This window comes from Thermostichus sp. MS-CIW-26, from assembly GCF_054059115.1.
Genome location: NZ_JBSSBV010000001.1, coordinates 150,360 through 166,158, shown reverse-complemented (window position 1 = coordinate 166,158; position 15,799 = coordinate 150,360). Strand labels below are relative to the sequence as shown.

At 58.1% G+C, this 15,799-nt stretch carries 15 protein-coding genes and 1 tRNA gene; 12 read left to right on the top strand and 4 right to left on the bottom strand.

The window, feature by feature from the left end; translation table 11 throughout:
• Nucleotides 1-7: 7 nt before the first annotated feature.
• Nucleotides 8-1,279: a class I SAM-dependent methyltransferase gene (locus ACVWZU_RS00740; protein ID WP_457442840.1), complete on the top strand. Its 1,272-nt coding sequence runs from the start codon at nucleotides 8-10 to the stop codon at nucleotides 1,277-1,279.
• A 54-nt stretch (nucleotides 1,280-1,333) separates the two neighbouring features.
• Here the strand turns inward: ACVWZU_RS00740 and ACVWZU_RS00735 are convergent, their stop codons facing one another.
• Complete coding sequence (locus ACVWZU_RS00735; protein ID WP_457442838.1) at nucleotides 1,334-2,215, bottom strand: hypothetical protein; 882 nt, start codon at nucleotides 2,213-2,215, stop codon at nucleotides 1,334-1,336.
• Between the two features lie 31 nt (nucleotides 2,216-2,246).
• A complete protein-coding gene (locus ACVWZU_RS00730) occupies nucleotides 2,247-2,843 on the bottom strand; it encodes a hypothetical protein (RefSeq protein ID WP_414351149.1) in 597 nt (198 codons plus the stop codon).
• A gap of 136 nt (nucleotides 2,844-2,979) precedes the next feature.
• Between ACVWZU_RS00730 and ACVWZU_RS00725 the strand changes: the two genes are divergently transcribed.
• Genes ACVWZU_RS00725 through ACVWZU_RS00715 form a run of 3 tightly spaced genes read left to right on the top strand, consistent with a single transcriptional unit; the run spans nucleotide 2,980 to nucleotide 6,603 of the window.
• Nucleotides 2,980-4,494, top strand: coding sequence for an FkbM family methyltransferase (locus tag ACVWZU_RS00725; protein WP_457442836.1), 1,515 nt, complete (start codon nucleotides 2,980-2,982; stop codon nucleotides 4,492-4,494).
• 21 nt (nucleotides 4,495-4,515) lie between these two features.
• On the top strand, nucleotides 4,516-5,385 hold the full coding sequence (locus ACVWZU_RS00720) for an FkbM family methyltransferase (protein WP_457442834.1): 870 nt from the start codon (nucleotides 4,516-4,518) through the stop codon (nucleotides 5,383-5,385).
• 21 nt (nucleotides 5,386-5,406) lie between these two features.
• The gene (locus tag ACVWZU_RS00715; RefSeq protein ID WP_457442832.1) at nucleotides 5,407-6,603 is read left to right on the top strand and encodes a hypothetical protein; all 1,197 of its coding nucleotides are present in this window, start codon (nucleotides 5,407-5,409) and stop codon (nucleotides 6,601-6,603) included.
• Here ACVWZU_RS00715 and ACVWZU_RS00710 read toward each other — a convergent pair.
• On the bottom strand, nucleotides 6,590-9,409 hold the full coding sequence (locus tag ACVWZU_RS00710; RefSeq protein WP_457442830.1) for a tetratricopeptide repeat protein: 2,820 nt from the start codon (nucleotides 9,407-9,409) through the stop codon (nucleotides 6,590-6,592). The two genes, ACVWZU_RS00715 and ACVWZU_RS00710, sit on opposite strands and share 14 nt — an antisense overlap.
• A 116-nt stretch (nucleotides 9,410-9,525) precedes the next feature.
• Nucleotides 9,526-10,965: a hypothetical protein gene (locus ACVWZU_RS00705; protein ID WP_457442828.1), complete on the bottom strand. Its 1,440-nt coding sequence runs from the start codon at nucleotides 10,963-10,965 to the stop codon at nucleotides 9,526-9,528.
• A gap of 454 nt (nucleotides 10,966-11,419) precedes the next feature.
• Here ACVWZU_RS00705 and ACVWZU_RS00700 point away from each other — a divergent pair, with 454 nt between their 5' ends.
• From ACVWZU_RS00700 to ACVWZU_RS00665, 8 genes are all read left to right on the top strand, one after another.
• Complete coding sequence (locus tag ACVWZU_RS00700) at nucleotides 11,420-11,719, top strand: ferredoxin (RefSeq protein ID WP_011433206.1); 300 nt, start codon at nucleotides 11,420-11,422, stop codon at nucleotides 11,717-11,719.
• A gap of 199 nt (nucleotides 11,720-11,918) precedes the next feature.
• Nucleotides 11,919-12,512 (top strand): IS607 family transposase, encoded by a 594-nt coding sequence (locus ACVWZU_RS00695; RefSeq protein ID WP_457441741.1) that lies wholly within the window; start codon nucleotides 11,919-11,921, stop codon nucleotides 12,510-12,512.
• Nucleotides 12,400-13,599 (top strand): RNA-guided endonuclease InsQ/TnpB family protein, encoded by a 1,200-nt coding sequence (locus ACVWZU_RS00690; RefSeq protein WP_457440227.1) that lies wholly within the window; start codon nucleotides 12,400-12,402, stop codon nucleotides 13,597-13,599. The genes ACVWZU_RS00695 and ACVWZU_RS00690 overlap by 113 nt, the downstream gene beginning before the upstream one ends.
• 55 nt (nucleotides 13,600-13,654) lie before the next feature.
• The gene (locus ACVWZU_RS00685; RefSeq protein WP_457440225.1) at nucleotides 13,655-14,035 is read left to right on the top strand and encodes a hypothetical protein; all 381 of its coding nucleotides are present in this window, start codon (nucleotides 13,655-13,657) and stop codon (nucleotides 14,033-14,035) included.
• 97 nt (nucleotides 14,036-14,132) lie between these two features.
• The gene (locus ACVWZU_RS00680; RefSeq protein ID WP_011433208.1) at nucleotides 14,133-14,450 is read left to right on the top strand and encodes a hypothetical protein; all 318 of its coding nucleotides are present in this window, start codon (nucleotides 14,133-14,135) and stop codon (nucleotides 14,448-14,450) included.
• A 59-nt stretch (nucleotides 14,451-14,509) separates the two neighbouring features.
• Entirely contained in the window at nucleotides 14,510-15,196 is a 687-nt protein-coding gene (locus tag ACVWZU_RS00675) for a Uma2 family endonuclease (protein ID WP_457442826.1), read from the top strand.
• Nucleotides 15,187-15,259 (top strand) — tRNA-Ala (locus tag ACVWZU_RS00670). Before ACVWZU_RS00675 ends, ACVWZU_RS00670 begins: the two co-directional genes overlap by 10 nt.
• A 102-nt stretch (nucleotides 15,260-15,361) precedes the next feature.
• Nucleotides 15,362-15,721, top strand: coding sequence for a hypothetical protein (locus ACVWZU_RS00665; protein ID WP_414508500.1), 360 nt, complete (start codon nucleotides 15,362-15,364; stop codon nucleotides 15,719-15,721).
• Nucleotides 15,722-15,799: the final 78 nt, after the last annotated feature.

The following is a 15,799-nucleotide window of genomic DNA, read 5'->3' as shown; positions in this document are numbered from 1 at the left end:
GATCCCTATGCCGGAGCAATCGACGTCCCGCTTGGTTCAGGCGCAGTTTGACGAATTTCCCTACCCGAATGTCCCGATTGAGCAGACGGTTACGGATAACTTCGCGCTTTTTGCCAACAGCCTCACCACCGCTTACTATCGCCGCAACCGCAAGGTGGTCAAACCCGAGGGCAAAGTGATGCTCAACGCCGGCTGTGGCTCCGGCTGGGAGACCCTCGTGCTGGCCACGGCCAATCCAGGAGCTTCTTTTGTCGGGGTGGACATCTCGGCAGAATCCCTGAAAATGGCCCGGCAGCGCTTCGAGTTCCACCAGATCAAAGAGGCGCGTTTCGAGGTGATGGACATCACCGACCTGCAAGCCTTGGGGGAGCAGTTCGATTTCATCGCCTGCAACGACGTGCTCTACCTACTGGACGATCCGGTGGCAGGGCTGAAAGGCATGCGCCAAGTCCTCAAACCGGACGGCATCATCCGCACCAATGTCCACAGCCTTTACCAGCGCCAGTTTATTTTCAACATGCAGGATGCCATGGAGCTGCTGGGGGTGATGGATGAGCCGGCTGCCAAAGCCGTTCCCATCCTCAGGGAGCTGATGGATGCCCTCCACGAGGGCAGCTTCGTCAAAAGCCACTGGCAGGGGGATGCCATCAAAACCACCAATGGGATCCTGGCCAACTTCCTGCTGCGCAGCGACAAAGGCTTTACCGTGCCTCAGGTCTTTGAGATGCTCCGCCAAGCCGGGCTGGAGTTCATCAGCATGGTCAATTGGCAGCAGTGGAAGCTGGAGCGGGTCCTCACCAAGCCCGTTCCCTACGCTCTGCGCCAAATCAAAAAGCTCAACCAAGAGGAGCTGCTGCACTTTATCGAGTTAATCTTTCCCAACCTGACCCGCCTGATCGACTTCTGGTGTGGCCACCCCACCGGGGCGACTTCTCCTCAACCCTTCAGCAGCGAGGAATGGAGAAATGGCTTGGTACAGGCGCATCCTCTGCTGCTGAGGCTCAACGCCAAGGCTGCCTTTGAGAATGCCATCCGCGACAATGGCCCGGTCAACATCAACGGCTGGCCCGGCTCCGAGGGCAACATCACCATCGATCCCTTCTCGGTGCGCTGGTTGATCGATGTTTTTGGAGAAGAGCCTGTTCCTGTACAGGCCCTGGCGGCCAAGGCGCTAGATCTCATGGATTGGACCCCCGAAGAGGCCTTTAACCAAGTGGTGGCCAATCTCAAGTTCCTGGAAGAGCGGCTGGTGGTGCTGTTGCACTCGCCGCTGCGTTGAGTTCAAGAACCTACCCCCCTCTCCCCCTGGGAGAGGGGCCGGGGGTGTTTGCGTTTAGCGACGCGGAGCGCTTGGGCTGGGAGAGGGGCTGGGGGTGAGGGTCTGCAGCACCCTGATTTGCTCGGCCCGAATGGCTGCCGGGATCCCCCCTTCCGCATCGACGTTGACGGCGAACCGAACGGTGCCTTCCATTTCCACCACATCTCCCGGGAGCAGATCCAGCCAACTGGCAGAGCGGCCAAGGCGAGTCACTTGCACCTCCTCAGCGGGAACCACCGAGACCCACGTGCCCGCGTAGCGATCCAAGCTGGGGCTGACTTTTTCCAAGTTGACCCCAATCCAGCCCTCCTTGCGGTTGAGCAGCCGCACCGTCCCAGTTAGTTGGAAAGGCTGTGCTTCTTCCGCTAACTTGATTGGCTCGTAGAGAACCTCTGTATTTAAAGGCTGCAGCCGAGCCAACTCCACCCGCCACCCTTGAGCCTGGCGATAGAGGGTAACCTCCATAACTGCGCGCAGCCGACCCTCCGGCAAAGGCTCGTAGAAGCCCAACTGAGAGCGAAAAGGGCGAAAACGGGGATCCTCCCGATCCGGCTCTGTTAAAAATCGTTGCAGCTCCTCGGCAGTGAACTGGAAACGCAAAGTCGGCACCACCGCTTCTGGCTTCAGGATTGCCTCCACCCGGAAAATGGCCGTATTGCCCACCGCTTGAATGGGGGTGAGGGTAAACTCCTCCGCTGAGGGCCACGATTGATCCAAGGCCCCCGGAGGGATCCCTTTTAGCAGCCGCGGAGTGAGCAGGGCTTCTGCGGTGGCAAAATCGCGGGCATTGGCCGCCTGGACAAACTCCCGCAGCGTTTCTTCAGCCGTTTTGGCCTGCCAACAGCCCCCCAGAGGCAGCAAAGCCAGCACCAGGAAAAACCATGCTCTCACATCCACACCCTCCCCAATCTCCCTGCAGGTAACAGTCCTAGGGGTTCTCGGTTGGAGATGCAGAATTTTCACCGGGATCCGCTGCTTCTGTCTCTTCTGGGTTTTCCGACTGGGATCCCGAAGCAGCAGGTGGCTTATCCGGCTGCCACACTTCAATTCGCCAGCCGCGATCTTGCTGGTAGAGGGTGATCTTGACGCGGGAGGTTACCGTCTCTCCCTCCAGGCGCATCCCCACCAACTGAGGGGCCAACTGCTGATAGGTGGGATCCGCCAGATCCGGCTGGGTCAAATACTTGCGCAACGTCAAGGGATCCAGCCCCAGGCGCTGGGCCGCATCCTCCAGCGAGTCGGTGCCCTCCACCCAGACATAGGCCGTCTTCCCGGTCACCTCTTGGTTGCGCACCTGCACGTTCTCCCCCACCGTGCCCCAAATCGAAGGCAGGGATCCCGGCCGGAGGGCATTGCTGAAGCGCTCCGTCAGGTAGCTGTCTGCCGTGCCCCAGTCCCCCTTCTCGGTGGCTGCGATAAACGTTTTCACCACCTGGTCAGGAGCTTGCACAGGAGCTGCCTGGGTACAGGCGATCCCTCCTGCCAAGGCGGCAGCAGCAATCCAGACGGGGAAACGGCGTACCATGAACATCCCTCAACCACAAGCGGCATCGCTCTCCTAGGTTACCAAACTTTTTCCGCCTTCTCTTCTGCCTGTTCAGAAGACCCAGTGCAGCTCCGGCAAGGTGGTAGGATAATTCAGCAGCTTAGTTAGCGAAGCCATGGGGATCCCCACCACTGCCGATGAATGTAACGAGCTGGGCATCTCTCACTGCTTGAAGGCCCAGCAAGCCAAAACCTCGCGGGAGCGACGTGCGGCTTGGGCCATGGCTCTGGCGGCCTGGCGGCAGGGTTTGGATCTCGATCCCAACCATCTCCCCTCCCAGTTCAATCGCCTCCATGCCCTTTTGGCCTTGGGAAGCGGCTACACGGCCCTCCAAGAGGGAAAAGAGCTGCTCTCCCGGCTTTTGACCCAGCGTTACCTAGAAGATCCCAGCTTGGGCCTAACTGGATCCCAGCCCAAGCTCGCTTGGGATCCCCCTCGTCTGGCTTCTGCTAGCAAAAAGGCCCGCCGCTCTTCTAAGGCCGCTTCTGCTTCCCGCCTTGGCCCCCGCGAGCGCTACCTCCACACTCTAGCCCGTTGGCTAGCCCACCACAGCGGAGTCGTTTACCGACCGGAGCCATTGCCCTACTGGCGGCTGGCTGCAGCCATTGACCCAGAGGATCTAGAGGCGCAAATGGTGGTTGCCATGAATGCGGCGGCCCAAGCGCAGCCGGAAGGGCCTTTTTTGCTGCAGAAAATAGCGGATCACTTCCCTGGCCAAAAAGATCGGGCCATGCAAGTGCTGCAACTGGTTCTAGATCGCTACATTCCGCGGCAGGATCCCTCCAAGGCGGAGTCGGATTCAGCAGAGCAAGAGTTAGAAACGCCTCCTAACGGAGATCCAGCCTCGGAGGCGGTGGCCAGTATGGAAATTTGGACTCAGTATGAGGGGTACAAGCTAAGGCTGGAGCCAGACCTTAAGAGCATTGCAACCTTTGTCCTCCTGGCTCAAGATCGCTGGTTTGAAAGTGAAATCGAGCTGTGTCGGCAAATCCTCAAGCCGGGCATGAACGCCATTGACGTGGGGGCCAACGTTGGGGTTTACACCTTTCTCTTTGCCCGCTGTGTGGGCGAGTCTGGAAAAGTCTATGCCATTGAACCTACGCCGGGATGTGTGCAGTGCTTGCAGGCAACTGTTGCCCAGAACAAGCTCGATCAAACTGTGCAGGTTGTCGAAGCAGCCGCAGGCGAAGAGTCTCGCGAGGTTTATCTAGTTTGCGAAGGGGCCAGCGCTGTCAACCGCATCGTCACGGATCCCATGTCGGTTGTAGAAGAAACCAAGCCGGTGCAGCAAATCACCTTGGACGAGTTGTGGATCTCAGAGGGCAGCCCCGACATTGATTTGCTCAAAGTCGATGTGGAAGGGGCAGAAGTTCCCGTTTTGAAGGGGGGGAGAAAGCTGATCGAGACCTGTACCCCGCTGATCCTGTTTGAAAACCGACATGTCGACCAGTTTTCAGGTTTGGAGTCGGCGAAGCTTCTTGCCGAATTGGGTTATCTCATTTATGTCTATAACCCAGTGATCCAAGATCTCAGCATTGTTCAGGACTCTGTCCGACCGCCAACTGCGTTAAACTTGGTTGCTGTGCATCCCCGTCGCTTTTCTCTTGTCAGCAAAGCCGGTCTAATCTAGCCGTTTCTGTGGAGTAGAACAATGCCTTTCCCGATTAGCGAGATCCTCGGCAAAGACATGCCTTTTATCCGAATTGCAGACGTGGGGGCGATGTTTCTCGTCGGCGATAACTTCGACAAGCTGGTTCAGGAAGGGCATGCCCAGTTGATAGGATTTGAGCCCCAAAAAGAAGAATGCGAAAAGCTCAACGCCAGAGCCCTAGCCGAGGCTCCTCGCGCCGACAAAGTGAAGCGGCAGTACTTTCCCTACTTCATTGGGGATGGATCCCGTCGCAAGTTTTATTTCACCAATACCGGCTACACCTCCTCTCTTTACGAGCCCGATCAGGAGCTGGCCCAGCATTTTGAGAACTTGGCGGAAGTTTGTCGGGTAACTCGGGTTGAGGAAGTCCAGACTACTCGGCTAGATGACATTCTAGAACTGGGCGAAGTGGACTTTCTGAAGATGGATGTTCAGGGAGCTGAGCTGGATGTTATCCGGGGCGCTAGAAAAACTCTACAGAGTGTTACTGTTATCCAAACAGAAGTCGAGTACATACCCCTCTACAAAAACCAGCCTCTTTTTAGCGATGTGGATATTGCCCTTAGGGAAGAGGGCTTTCTTCTGCATGGCATGGCCAGCAACATTGGCGCCTGCCTCAAGCCCTTTTCAGCCAGAACCTATCGCCCTTACACCCAAGTGTTGTGGTGCGACTATGTTTACGTCAAAAACTTTATGCACCTGGATCGGCTTTCCTCGCGCCAGCGGCTGGCAATGGCGGTAGTTTTGCATGAGGTTTACTTGTCCTACGATCTGGTAGCTTTCATCCTGGGCGTCCATGACCAAATTGCCCAAACCCGCTACAAAGACTTCTACCTGGCCAGGATGTTTGCCGCTCTCAATGTCTCTTAAATTGCTCAGACGAGGTGGGGGATGATCGTCATCGACGGGGTTATCTGGCAGTCGGAAGGGTTTTCTCGCTCTCCACTTTTGGATCAGTCCTACCTGTGGCTGAGCCTCATTGAAGAGTGGGTCAAGGCCAAGAAGGCAACGAAGTTTGTGGTGCTCACCCGCGGGCAAACTTGGTTGCCACCGGGAACTTTTTTTTCCGAGATCCCTCGCTTTGCCTTTGCGGAAGCGGATGAAGATCGCGCCGGCCTGCAGAGCGCCTGCGACCAGCTCAAGGCCAGGCTGTTTCTCTCCACCGGCTACACCACCCCCATCTCCACCCCTTCCATCGCCTTCATCTACGACCTAGAAGCAGAGGCTGGCAGCCAGTTTCATCCAGAATACATCGAGAAGAAAAACGCCATCTTGGCTGCTTCCCACTACGTTTTCTTCTCCGATGAAGTGCTTGCTGGCTTCCGAACCCACTACCCCGGGATCCCTCCCGAGCAGATGTCGCTAGTCTACCCGGCCATTGAAGGCTGGGCCAAGCCGGCTGCTCCCGATGCCATGGCCGAGTTTCGCCGCAAGTTTCAGTTGACTCGCCCTTTTTTCTTGGCCGTCTTGCCCGAACAGCTGGCTGATTACCGTGGCATCCAGGCTGTCAGCCAAGCTTGGGAGATCCTGCAGGGCCAAAAGCTCTCCCGCACCGAGCTGGTCTTTGCCTTTCCCAGTCCTCTGGAGGTGGATCCCGTCAAAGCGCAACTGCCCCAACGAGAAGGCCTTCGCTACCTCAGCCTGAGCAATCCCGAGCTTGCCTGCGCCTATTCCTCGGCTCTGGCGCTGGTTTTCCACTCCACCTTTCGGCCCAGCAGCCCCCTTGAGGCGATGGCCTGCGGCTGCCCCGTGGTGCATTACCGGGATGAGCAGCCAAATGCCTCCGGCTCGGAGTCGGCAACTGCCTCTGGAGAGAAAAAAGATAAGGATCCCTTGCAGAACTCGACAGCCCTGCTCTGCCAAGGCTCTCTTCAAGAGCTGGTTGACGCCTTGCAGCGCATTCAAAGCTACCCGGTACGCTCTCCTCTGATTGCCAAGGGGCTGGAACGGGCCAAGGAGCTGAGCTGGTCAACAGTGGCCGCCAAGCTGTGGGAGATCTTTGACCGGGTTGCCCCCCCTGGTGAGACTTCCCGCGAATCCCAGGAATCACCAGGATCAGCCGCTGGCGGCAAACTTACTGGCCGCTGACCACCAAGTTTTTCCACATCTGCCGATAGGCCCGCTCCAAAGCGCGAGCATGGCTTTGTGGATCCCGCAGGGGCGATTTCTCCATCATGTCTCGCAGGTTGTGGCGCAGATGCCGCAGCCGCTCCAGATCACTGGCCAAGTTCACGGCAATTTCCACGTATTCTTCCGGCGTTTGGGCCACCAGCTCCGGCAGCCCCACGTTGGTGAGGATGGAGACCCCCACCCGGCAGACATGAGCGTTGCCTGCCAAGACCACCACTGGCGCACCGCCCCAGAGGGTTTCGCAGGTGGTGGTGGTGCCGTTGTAGGGGAAAGGATCCAGGCCGATATCAATCTCACTGTAGATCTGGAGATGCTCTGGAATGCTGCGGCGATCTCCCACCAGATGCACCCGCTGCCGATCCACCCCGTGCCGCTCAAAGTGCCCCCAGAAGATCTCGCAGACGCTGCTGTCGGTGTAGCGCATGTTTTTGAGCAGGATGCGGGCGTTAGGGAGCCGCTTGAGGATCTCTGCCCACACGGCCACCACGTTGGGGGTAATTTTGGTGGGGTTGTTGCAGCAGCCAAAGGTAATGTAGCCGGCAGACAGAGCCGGTAGCTCGGAAACCGGCGGAAAGATATCCACAGGGTTGTAGCAGAGAAAGCTTTTGGGCAGGCGCATCAACTTTTCTGTGTGGTACCTTTCCGTCATGCCCGGCGGGTCGGCGTAGGCATCGGTGATGCGGTAGTCCACCAAGGTCAGGCCGGTGGTGTTGGGGTAGCCCAGATAGGTGGCCTGGATGGGGGCAGGTTTGAGGGCCAGCACGCCCAAGCGGTTGTAGGCCGTATGGCCGGCCAGATCCACCAGAATGTCGATCTTGTCCTCGTGGATGAGGTCGGCCACCTCCACATCGGAGCGGATCTTGTGGATATCTCGCCAGCCGTCAGCCTTTTCCTTCATCCGCTCGGTCACAATGTCCGAATACGGCCCGTTGGAATAGCAGTAGATCTGGAAGCGCTCGTGGTTGTGGTGGTTATAGACATGCTCAAAAAACATGCTCACGGAGTGCAGCTTAAAGTCTCCGGAGATGTAGCCGATGCGCAGAGGCCGCTTCAGATCCCGATCCCGGTGGTAGGGCCGCCGCAGATGGGCCACCGAGGCTTGGGTGGCATCCCCCCACTTCTTGTGCTCCCGCAGGGTCTCTTCGGGATCGAAATCGGGGGCGTAGTGCAGGCCCATGAGGATGTTGCCGTGGAAAGCGATCACCCCCGGAGCCAGCTTGGCCGACTTGCGGTAGGCTTTGATGGCCTCCTCGTGGCGGCATTGCTGGAGGAAGGTGCCTGCCAACCCTGCATAGGTGGAAGGATCCTCGGGGTTGATCTCCAGGGCGCGCTGGAAAGATTCCAGTGCCTCGGTTAGGCGGTTCAGCTCTTTGTAAACGGATCCCAGGGCCCGGTGAACATCCAGGAAGTCCGGCTTGAGGCGGGCCGCTTCCTGCAAAACCGGCAGGGCCTCTTCGTTGCGGTGCTGGCTTTGCAACAACAGCCCCAAGTTGCAGTAGGCTTCTCCCAACTCCGGGTCGTGCACCAGCGCCTGCCGATATTGGATCTCTTCTTTTTCCGGCTCGTTCAAATGCCGATAGGCCAGGCCCAGGTTGTTGTAGGCCAGGGCAAAATCGGGCTTGTGCTCCAGGGCCGCTTCCAGCAAGGGGATGGCCTCCTTAAACCGCAGTTGATCCAATAGCAGGCAGCCGGCCTCGAAGTAGGCCTCGGCCAGGTTGGGCCGCACGCCCAGAGCGCGGCTGAGGTGGGCCATGCTGTCTAGCAGTCCATTGGAGAACACCTTGCGCAGCTTGCGATCTGACAGAAGGTTGGCCAAGCCGCGATGGGCCTCGGCGTAGTCTGGCTGCAGGCCAAGGGCCACATGGTAGTAGTCCAACGCCCGTTGCGGCTGCTTCAGCTTGCGATAGGCTGTGGCCAGGTTGAAGTAAACCCGCGGGCGATCCGGCTGCAGCGCCAAAGCCGCCCGATAGGCTTCGATGGCCGCCTCCGGCTGTCCCTGCTCCAGCAGGGCGGTGCCCAGGTTGATGTGAGCTTCCACCAAGTGCCCATCCAGCTCCAGCGCCTGGCGGAAAGCAGCAATAGCTTCCTCCCAGTTCCCTTGCTCTGCCAAGGTCAAGCCCAAGCCATTGTGCAAGGCCGCTTGCTGCGGATCCTGCTCCAGGAGCTGCCGATAGAGCTCAGCGGAGCGCTCCAACTGCCCCGCCTCGCGGCAGAGCTCGGCCAGTTCTTGCGCCCGCTCTGGGGTAAACTCTAGCGCCAGCGCCTGCTCCAGATGCTCAATGGCCGTTGCCAGCCGCCCTTTTTGCCGCTCAATGTGGGCCAAATCTGTCAAAATCTGAGGATCTTGGGGCTGCAGGGCCAGGGCCCGCCGGTAATACTCCTCGGCTTGGTCATACTGGCCCAGCTGGAAGTGGCAGAGGCCCAGGTTGAAGAGGGCCTGCAGGTAATCGGGCTGCAGCGCCACCGCTTGGCTGTAGCATTCGATAGCTGCTTCCCGCTTGCCCAGCGCTTGATATACAGCGCCCAAGTTGCTGTGAAAAGCTGCCTGCTCTGGCCGCAGCTGCGTGGCTTTGGCCATGTGGGCCGCGGCTTCCTCAAGGCGGCCCGTCTGGTAGCAGAGGATGCCCAGAAAATGCAGAGCCTCCGGTTGGTCGGGCTGGAGAGCCAACACCTGCCGGTAGGCCGCCTCCGCCTGCTGCAGCTCCCCTGCCTGGTGGTGGCGGATGGCCACTTCCAAAGTAGCTATCAGCGCATCGGGTGTCACTTGGTCTGGATCCCTGGGTTTCACGACTCCTGATTCTATACCTAATCTGGGTTGCGCGAGAAAAAAGCGGGCCCGCCTGCACAGGCCCGCCAGCTGCTGAGGCAGCAGAGCGCCAATTAGCGCGGGACAGTGAAGGTGATGTCCAGCCGTGGCCCGCGAGCGGTGGTGATAGGGCCAGCACCCGTACCCGTGGCCGGCTCTTTGTCGAACTCGGCGCGGCAGGTGCCCGTAGCCCCCTGGCTAATCTCGAAACCAGCCGCATTGGCCGGCGTGCCTGCCACCGTGCCGCTGGAGGTAAAGCTGGCAGTGAAGGTGGCCGTGTAGGAGAAAGTTTGGTTGGGGGCGAATAGAGTCAGGTTGACCGGGCCAGTGAGCTGACTGCCAAAGGCACTGAAGCTTGCGGAGACGCTAGCTGGATTAGAAACCGTCGGACCGGCAAATGTGAAGTTACCACCAACAAGGCCACCTATCTGTAGGGTACTCTGCGTAATGGTAGTCTGACCAGTGGGTAGGAAAGCAGTAAAGGTGCTTCCTGCAGCACTGAAGCTTACCGTAACTGGGTTGGTGGCCAGGAGGGTAATCGTGAGCGTGGCTGGGGAGGTGGATGCAACTGAATAGATGTTTGCACTGGCACTTGCACCTACCGTAAGGGACCCAGTGAACCCTATTTGCACAGGAGCAACCGCGTTAAATACAGGTGCTCCAGAAGCACTTGCAGAAGTTGTGGTGCTAAAGGAAGCAGTTATGGTGGCGAATACTGACGTGGCCTGGTTGTTCCACACCTCCTTGGCGCACTGCAGCCGCACCTGGTAGAAGCGCGGGCCTGGCGCCGACACCGCCCGCTGCACCCCAGGCCCCACATCCGCCAGCCGCGGCCCCGCCGACGCATCGTTCCCCAGCACGTTGCCCGTAAAGCTCAAAGCCACAAAGCCAGAAGTCGCCGGCGCAAAGAAGTCGCTGGACACCACGTTGTCAACCGCGCCCAGCCGCACTTCTTGGAACACCACACTGTTGGCCGGCAGGTTGTGCGGTGTCGGATCCAGGAAGAAGAAGCCCCGCCCCCGGTCGCCAGTAATACCAGGAATGGTGGTCGAGTCGTTGGAGGGCAACTGCACCAGCGTCAACTGCGCCCCCTGCACAATCGCGTTGCGGGGAATGGCGTCGGGAATGGGGAAGGAAAGCACCGCCCGGAAGTCAGAGTAGGTGGCCAGCGGCAGGTTCTCGGCTGTGCCGGAGCGGCGGATGCCAAAGCCAACGGGAATGACAATGGGGTTGGAGAAGACTAGTCCCCCCGGAGTGAGAGCGGCCAGTTGGGTGGGCAGAGCGCTGATGGGCGGAGCCGTGGTGGGAGTGGGAGCAGGAACAGGGGTTGGAGGTGGTGGCGGCGGAGCTGGGGGAGCCGGTGGGGGTGGTGGGGGTGGGGGCGGCACGGGTGTGACGGTGCCGGTGCTGCTTTCACCGCAACCGGTGAGCAGCAGGGGCAGCAGCACCACTGTGGAAGCCAGAGACAGAGACCCGAGTGACTTCAGGAGCCACTTGTGCATTGTTCCGTTCATTGTTCTCCTCTTAACCAAAAAAGTAGGGTTCGGCTGAACACTTCCCTTAACTTACCCGATCAACTCGCCCAGGGCAAGCCAGGCCGTAGGAAAGAGCCAATCGAGGAAAGACGCACACGCGCTTGGATAAGCGGCTCGTCTGTTTACTCTGCTTATCATACAAGCCCATTAGCCCGCTTTGGCAAGTACTGCCGATTTTTTCTGGACAAGATCAAAGGTGACGTGGGTCACAGACACCGGGCAGGGTCCCGGGAAGGAGTCGGGTGGCGGCTTCTGGGAGCAAAGCAGGTGGAGCCACCGGAAGAGCAGTCAGAATCCTTGCCCGGCATGGCTTTTGCGGATCCACCTGGAAAAAACCGGAAGATTTGCCTATTTCCTCACAAAAGGATGCTTGATCCGGGGCAGAAGGGTGGCAGGATGAGGAGTGGATGTTTTTTCTGGAGACCCAACCAGGATGGCTACCTACAAGGTCACTCTGATCAACGAGGAGCAAGGCTTAAACGTCACCATCGATGTGCCGGATGACGAATACATTTTGGACGTGGCGGAAGAGCAAGGGATCGAGCTGCCCTATTCCTGCCGCGCCGGTGCCTGTTCGACCTGTGCCGGCAAGCTGGTGAGCGGCACGGTGGATCAAAGCGATCAGTCCTTCCTGGATGATGATCAGATCGAGCAGGGCTATGTGCTGACCTGTGTGGCTTACCCTACTTCCGACTGCACCATCATCACCCACCAAGAAGAAGCCCTTTACTGATCGAGCTTGAATTTCCGTCCTCAACCCCAGCCCCTCTTCCAAAGAGAGAGGGGTTTTTGTTTTGGGTGGCCCAAGGGGGTGTTCGAGCGCTCCGCGCTGCTGAGGCCCTCACCCAGAGGGAGAGGAGCATGACTCTAGTCAATGATACGCTGGACTATACTGAAAATAATGTACAGTATGTTCAGTATGGCTGCTTGGTATGGCTAGGTATGTGAAACCGAGAGAAGCGGCGGATTACTTTGGGGTGTGTCTCCACACTTTGAGGCGATGGGAACAGAAGGGCTGGATCAATGCAATACGTACACCATCCGGTAGGGCGAGAAGGTATGACCTCGACAGCTACATCAAAGCGCCCAGAAAGGCCAAGCGAGTCGTTTTGTATGCCCGAGTCAGCAGTCGAGGGCAGAAGTCAGACTTGGAGCGACAGATTGCAAGACTGGTTAACCTCTATCCTGGAGCCGAAGTGGTCGGAGAGGTTGGCGGCGGTCTCAACTTCAAAAGACCAAAGTTCCTTGCCTTATTGGAACGAGTTCGTGCGGGAGATGTCGGAACAATTGTGGTCGCTCACCGGGATCGACTCTGCCGGTTTGGATTTGAGTTCGTTGAGTGGTACTGCCGCCAATACGGGTGCGAAATCTTGGTTCTCGATGACGATCACTTTTCTCCCCAACAGGAACTGGTTGAGGATATCCTCGCCATCCTGCACTGCTTCAGCAGTCGGCTCTACGGACTCAGGAAGTATCGGGCTGCAATCGAGAAAGATACGGATTTATCCGGAGCCAGCGCTGGCTAAGGCTTGGAAGCATTGGCAAGCGGCATGCCGGTACTGCTACAACCAAGCGATTGCCTATCAGCGTCAGCATGGCGCTCCAAGAACGGCCAGAAAGTTGCGGGATATCATCCTGCGTTCCGCCCTACCCCAGTGGGTTAAGGACGCCCCCTGCCACATCAAACAGAACGCGGTCGTCGAGGCGTGGTTAGCGTTTCACCGGAGTAAGGACGCGAGGTTTCGCAGTGTGCGGGACAGGTCGCATACGCTGCAATTCAACGCCGGCAACTTTCGCAATGGGACGTGGTATCCGAAACTCACCCGAGGCCTGACATTCCGTGCGTCCGAGGAGATACCCAGAGAATGGGCACGCGGAACTGAGCTAATGCGGGTGAAAGACAGATGGTATGCCATCTTTCCTGGGCCCGTGAACGAGCAGTGTTCGTTAGCGAAGGGGGTGATTGCGCTTGACCCTGGAGTAAGAAGCTTCTTCACAGGGTTTGATGGAGCAGGTTTTGTAGATATCGCCAAGGGGGACTTTGGTAGAATCACTCGGCTGTGCTACCACCTAGACGACCTGCAATCCAGGCTGAGCAAAGCGCCGAGGCTCAAGCGTAGGCGAATGCGGCAGGCGGCGTTTCGCTTGCGGGAGAGAATCAGAAACTTGGTGGCCGAGTGCCATCGCAAGGTAGCGGCGTTCCTAACGGATAACTACCGATTGATATTCCTCCCCACTTTCGAGTCAACCCAGATGGTTGCCAAGGCAGGGAGGAAGTTTGGTAGCAAGACGGCGAGGGCGATGCTCACCTGGGCGCACTATCGGTTCAAGCAGTTCCTGAAGTTTCAAGCCCAAAAGAAAAACGTGGTTGTCGTGGAAGTATCGGAAGCGTACACCAGCAAAACCTGTACCAAGTGCGGGCACATCCATACTAAGTTGGGTGGCGCAAAAGTGTTCACATGCCCAAAGTGCAACCATAGGCTACCACGAGATTGGCAAGGCGCTCTGGGCGTCATGCTCAGAGCTTTGCGGGATACCGCCTTTCTGTTCGGAAATGGACAGAATGCTATCGCTTCACCGTTGAGCAGTAATGGTCAGCAGTGTTCAGCGTAAATGTATCAGAATTGGCAGTGGTAGGATTTCCTTATTCTGTAGTGCTTCAGCAACCATGACCCCTGAGCAAGAGCAGTGGCTGATTCAAGCCATCCAGGAGCTACAAGCCTCCCAGAGAGAATTGCAAGCCTCCCAGAGAGAATTGCAAGCCTCCCAAAGAGAATTGCAGGCCGCTCAGCAGGAGCTGCGCCTTGTCCAACAAAACCAGCAGGTTTTGATTCAAGAGCTGCGGGAAGGACAGGCGATGCTGGCCCAGTTTTTTCGCGAGTCAATGGATCGGTTTGATGAGCGCACCCGGGCTATTGAACGGCGCACCGAAGCTGTGGAGCGCCGCACCGAAGCTTTGGAACGGCGCACTGACGAGATGGCCCGAGAGATGCGGGAGATGCGGCAGGAGATTCGGGATCTGCGCCGCGATTTTCTGGAACGGCGTTAGCTTCCATCCAACCCTGGCCCAAGCGCTCACAGCCCCTTTCCCAGGGAGAAATGCAGGGTGATAGGATTTTTTTATTCTTCTGTAACCCTCGCCGACCATGACCCCTGAGCAAGAGCAGTGGCTGATTCGCGCCATCCAAGAGTTGCAAGCTGCCCAGCAGGAGCTGCGTCTTGTCCAACAAAACCAGCAGGTTTTGATTCAAGAGCTGCGGGAAGGGCAGGCGATGCTGGCCCAGTTTTTTCGCGAGTCAATGGATCGGTTTGATGAGCGCACCCGGGCTATTGAACGGCGCACGGAAGCTGTGGAACGGCGCACAGAAGCACTGGAACGGCGCACCGACCAGATGGCGGAAGAGATGAGGGAGATCCGGCAGGAGATTCGGGATCTGCGCCGCGATTTTTTGGAACGGCGTTGACTGCCAACAGACCGAGCGCTCACAGCCCTGCTCCCAGAGGAAGAGAGGGGTTGTGCGAGATGACAAGGCTAGTATGGCAGCAAAGAGACTTTTGGCCGAGACGGTTTATGGCTTTGGCAATGGGATCCGTTTCTGCACCATCAAGAGCTCGCCTGAGTTTGGCGGAATACCTTGCTTATTCGGATGGCAGTGATACCCGCTATGAGCTGGTGGCAGGGGAGTTGGTGCCCATGGCTCTTCCGACTGGGCGGCATGTGCAGATTCAAAAGTTTCTCAGCTGGGTTTTTGAGGCAGAGATTGCGCGGCAGAAGTTGCCCTGGACGGTGATACAGGGAGGTCTGGGGATCCAGTCGCCGCGGGGCAATCGGTGGGCTACGGTGCGGATCCCGGATGTGGTGGTGCTGCCTTTGGAACAGTGGCAGGAGATGGGATCCCGGGAGGCGTTGATCCGCCTAGAGGAGCCGCCGCTGCTGCTGGTGGTGGAGGTGGTGAGTGAGTTGAGCCGGGCAGCAGACTACCGGGCCAAGCAAGCAGAGTATTGCGTTTTGGGGATCGGCGAGTATTGGGTTGTGGATCCCTTGGAGGAGAAGGTGAGCCTGCTGCTGCTTCATGAAGGCTGGTACGATGTGCTGGAGCTGAAGGGATCCGATCCGGTATCCTCAAAGGTCTTTCCCAAGCTGGAGTTGCAGGCGGGGGAGATCTTGGCTGCGGATTCGGGTTATTCTGGTAAAGCTACGGGGAGTTAGCTCAGTTGGTAGAGCGCTGCGATCGCACCGCAGAGGTCAGGGATTCGAGTTCCCTACTCTCCATTGAGGTTTTGGATTTGGATCCCTTGCCCCCGATCCCTCTCCCAGGAGGAGAGAAGAGTTAGTGGTGGTAGGATTTCCTTATTCTGTAGTGTTTCAGTAACCATGACGCCCGAGCAAGAACAGTGGCTGATTCAAGCCATCCAAGAGTTGCAAGCCTCCCAAAGAGAGTTGCAAGCCTCCCAAAGAGAGCTGCAAGCCTCCCAAAAAGAATTGCAAGCTGCCCAGCAGGAGCTGCGCCTTGTCCAGCAGAACCAGCAGGTTTTGATTCAAGAGCTGCGGGAGGGACAGGCGATGCTGGCGCAGTTCTTTCGCGAGTCAATGGATCGGTTTGACGAGCGTACTCGGGCCATCGAACGCCGCACAGAAGCACTGGAACGGCGCACTGACGAGATGGCCCGAGAGATGCGGGAGATGCGGCAAGAGATTCGGGATCTGCGCCGCGATTTTTTGGAACGGCGGTAACTTGGGCCCAAGCGCTCTGCGTTGCTAATGTAACCATCCCCGGATCCTTACTCCCAGGGGGAGATCTAGGGTGGTAGG

What these genes read in the sequence shown, in the direction of transcription:
- ACVWZU_RS00740 (WP_457442840.1), top strand. Translation starts at nt 8, where the DNA reads ATGCCGGAGCAATCGACGTCCCGCTTGGTTCAGGCGCAGTTTGACGAA.
- ACVWZU_RS00730 (WP_414351149.1), bottom strand. Translation starts at nt 2,843, where the DNA reads ATGGTACGCCGTTTCCCCGTCTGGATTGCTGCTGCCGCCTTGGCAGGA.
- ACVWZU_RS00725 (WP_457442836.1), top strand. Translation starts at nt 2,980, where the DNA reads ATGGGGATCCCCACCACTGCCGATGAATGTAACGAGCTGGGCATCTCT.
- ACVWZU_RS00720 (WP_457442834.1), top strand. Translation starts at nt 4,516, where the DNA reads ATGCCTTTCCCGATTAGCGAGATCCTCGGCAAAGACATGCCTTTTATC.
- ACVWZU_RS00715 (WP_457442832.1), top strand. Translation starts at nt 5,407, where the DNA reads ATGATCGTCATCGACGGGGTTATCTGGCAGTCGGAAGGGTTTTCTCGC.
- ACVWZU_RS00705 (WP_457442828.1), bottom strand. Translation starts at nt 10,965, where the DNA reads ATGAACGGAACAATGCACAAGTGGCTCCTGAAGTCACTCGGGTCTCTG.
- ACVWZU_RS00700 (WP_011433206.1), top strand. Translation starts at nt 11,420, where the DNA reads ATGGCTACCTACAAGGTCACTCTGATCAACGAGGAGCAAGGCTTAAAC.
- ACVWZU_RS00695 (WP_457441741.1), top strand. Translation starts at nt 11,919, where the DNA reads ATGGCTAGGTATGTGAAACCGAGAGAAGCGGCGGATTACTTTGGGGTG.
- ACVWZU_RS00685 (WP_457440225.1), top strand. Translation starts at nt 13,655, where the DNA reads ATGACCCCTGAGCAAGAGCAGTGGCTGATTCAAGCCATCCAGGAGCTA.
- ACVWZU_RS00680 (WP_011433208.1), top strand. Translation starts at nt 14,133, where the DNA reads ATGACCCCTGAGCAAGAGCAGTGGCTGATTCGCGCCATCCAAGAGTTG.
- ACVWZU_RS00675 (WP_457442826.1), top strand. Translation starts at nt 14,510, where the DNA reads ATGACAAGGCTAGTATGGCAGCAAAGAGACTTTTGGCCGAGACGGTTT.
- ACVWZU_RS00665 (WP_414508500.1), top strand. Translation starts at nt 15,362, where the DNA reads ATGACGCCCGAGCAAGAACAGTGGCTGATTCAAGCCATCCAAGAGTTG.